The sequence below is a fragment of the Glutamicibacter sp. AGC84 genome (assembly GCF_053543575.1).
In genome coordinates, this window is sequence record NZ_JBLVOC010000025.1 from 28,454 (window position 1) to 30,558 (window position 2,105).

The following is a 2,105-nucleotide window of genomic DNA, read 5'->3' on the forward strand; positions in this document are numbered from 1 at the left end:
CCCCTTCGGCGGTTCTCAGCCCACCGGTGCGCTACTGCTGATCGGGTGTTTCGCGCTGGTCCGGCAGGTTGGCGGTCCGCTCGGCGTCCAGGCCTTGCTCGTCATCCTGGTCGGGGTAGTCCAGCAGCGTATCGTCGACCGGACGCTGCCCGTCAATCGGTTCGGGAAGCAGCGTTTTGGGATTGAGTGCCAAGGGATCGCCGTCGTTTTCCTCCAGCACCCGGTCTGCTCCGCGCAATGGATCCTCGGCGTCCTGGGCCTGGGGTGCATCCGATGACCCAGCCGCCGGCTGGCTATCGCGCCCATCCAACGGCTCGTCCGTGTCCGAGTCCTTGCGCACGTCGTCGAATTCAGAATTATTCAGTGACATTCCAGCTCCTTCTCGTGTTTCCAATCGGTAATGATTTCCAAGGTGGTCTTCAGCTTCTGCCGATGCTGCTTGCGCATGAATTCCAAGGTAGTCCCTTCGAAATCCGGGTCGGCCGATGCGGTGGCGTCGGTGGCCACCGCCACCGGCAAGTTCGCAGCGAAGGCATCGGCCGCGGTGGCGGAGATGCACGTCTCGGAGGAGACCCCGGCGAGCACCAGCGAACTGGCGCGGTGCTGCAGCAGCAGGTCCTTGAGCTCCGTATCCCAGAACGCGCTGTCCCTGCGCTTGACCACCTCGATGGCCCCGTCCAGTTCCAGCTCCGCCAGGTACGCGGCCTGCCCCGTTCCTTCGAACAGGTAGCCCTGGTCGTCTTCGAGCATCTTCAGCGTCCATGTGGATTTATCTTCCTTGTGCACGGTGCGCACGCTGATCACCGGGTATCCGGACGCTCTCGCCGCCACGGCCAGCTGGTTGCAGCGGGCTGCCAGATCCTGGCGGGCCAGTGCCAGAGCCGGATCCTCGAAGAATCCTTCTTGCAGGTCAATGAGCAGCAGCGCAGGGTGGCTGAAGTCGCTTGTCGCGCTCATGGCTCAGCGTGTTCGGCGCAGTGCTGGCAGCAGTACGCCTCCTGGCCGTGGTGGACGGCGTGGCCCAGAATGGCGCAACCGCAGTGCGTGCATCTTTCGGCCATGGCGTGGATGGCGCATTCGAAACTGTCGAAGCGGCCCGAATGCCCGTTCCGGCTGAGCGTGAACACCGTTTCGCTCGCATTTCCGCAGATATCGCAGGTCTGCATAGTTTGCCTCCTGAACTCGGTTTGGCCATGGGACAGCTAGCGGTCCCCGTCGCCTTCGGAATACTGGTCTTCCGGGGAATCGTCGAGGTCCGGGTCGGCTCCTTGGACAGGAGGCAGGTGATTGCCGGGCTGCTCCAAGCCCTCTTCTGCCGGTTCCCCGGAATCGGCTGGCAGGTGCTCGTCGTCGGGTTGCCCCAGCGGCCAGAGATTCTCAACCAGGTCCTTGTCGGGATCCTTGAATCTGTCGGCAGCATGCGAAATGGCATCTTTGGCTTTGTCGATGAATCCCATGGTCATTCTCCTCACGTTGCGTTTCCCGGTGCTCTACCAACTACCAGCTATCGGCTGCACAAGTACATGATTAATCGGCTGTTGCCAGAGTCGAGGGGGCGCATCTGCAAGCTCGCTGGCAATGGTTGAAGACGTGCTTGCTGTGCTGGAGCGTGGAGGGTGTCCCACAAAAATACGCGAAAGGAGCACGATCATGGTTGCAGCCAAGGAACTAATGACCTCGCCTGCCAAATGCGTCAAGGAGCAGGACTCGATTCAAGTGGCCGCCCAGATGATGAAGGACTTGCAGGTCGGCATGCTGCCCATCTGCGGCAAGGATGACCGGTTGGCCGGCACGATCACCGACCGGGACATCGTCATCAACGCCGTGGCCGACGGTGTGGTCACTTCCAGCACCAAGGTCGCCGATTACGCCCAGGGCAAGCCGGTCACCATCGGAGCCGATGATTCGGTCGAAGAAGCCATCCGCACCATGCAGGAGCACCAGGTGCGCAGGCTTCCGGTCATCGACGGGCATTCGCTGGTCGGAATGCTCGCCCAGGCGGATATTGCCCGCTATTACGACCAGCAGAGCACCGGCAACCTGGTCGAAGGGATTTCCCAGGACTAGGATCTCCCAGCCCAGCCGGACCACAACGCAGAGGGGGC

4 protein-coding genes are annotated in these 2,105 nt (G+C 62.0%); 1 reads left to right on the plus strand and 3 read right to left on the minus strand.

The window, feature by feature from the left end:
* Positions 1–31: 31 nt before the first annotated feature.
* From ACNPN0_RS13970 to ACNPN0_RS13980, 3 genes are all read right to left on the minus strand, one after another.
* The gene (locus ACNPN0_RS13970; RefSeq protein ID WP_448937993.1) at positions 32–370 is read right to left on the minus strand and encodes a hypothetical protein; all 339 of its coding nucleotides are present in this window, start codon (positions 368–370) and stop codon (positions 32–34) included.
* Positions 361–957, minus strand: coding sequence for a cysteine hydrolase family protein (locus tag ACNPN0_RS13975; RefSeq protein ID WP_448937992.1), 597 nt, complete (start codon positions 955–957; stop codon positions 361–363). Before ACNPN0_RS13975 ends, ACNPN0_RS13970 begins: the two co-directional genes overlap by 10 nt.
* Positions 958–1,202: 245 nt before the next feature.
* Complete coding sequence (locus ACNPN0_RS13980; protein WP_146112202.1) at positions 1,203–1,457, minus strand: hypothetical protein; 255 nt, start codon at positions 1,455–1,457, stop codon at positions 1,203–1,205.
* Between the two features lie 193 nt (positions 1,458–1,650).
* On the opposite strand from ACNPN0_RS13980, the gene ACNPN0_RS13985 reads away from it, so the two are divergent.
* Positions 1,651–2,067 carry a CBS domain-containing protein gene (locus ACNPN0_RS13985; RefSeq protein ID WP_105662078.1) on the plus strand — a complete coding sequence of 139 codons (417 nt, stop codon included), beginning with the start codon at positions 1,651–1,653 and terminating at the stop codon, positions 2,065–2,067.
* Positions 2,068–2,105: the final 38 nt, after the last annotated feature.

Bases quoted from the DNA above. Each gene is read 5' to 3' on its own strand.
- ACNPN0_RS13975 (WP_448937992.1), bottom strand. From the start codon at position 957: ATGAGCGCGACAAGCGACTTCAGCCACCCTGCGCTGCTGCTCATTGAC.
- ACNPN0_RS13985 (WP_105662078.1), top strand. From the start codon at position 1,651: ATGGTTGCAGCCAAGGAACTAATGACCTCGCCTGCCAAATGCGTCAAG.
- ACNPN0_RS13980 (WP_146112202.1), bottom strand. From the start codon at position 1,457: ATGGGATTCATCGACAAAGCCAAAGATGCCATTTCGCATGCTGCCGAC.
- ACNPN0_RS13970 (WP_448937993.1), bottom strand. From the start codon at position 370: ATGTCACTGAATAATTCTGAATTCGACGACGTGCGCAAGGACTCGGAC.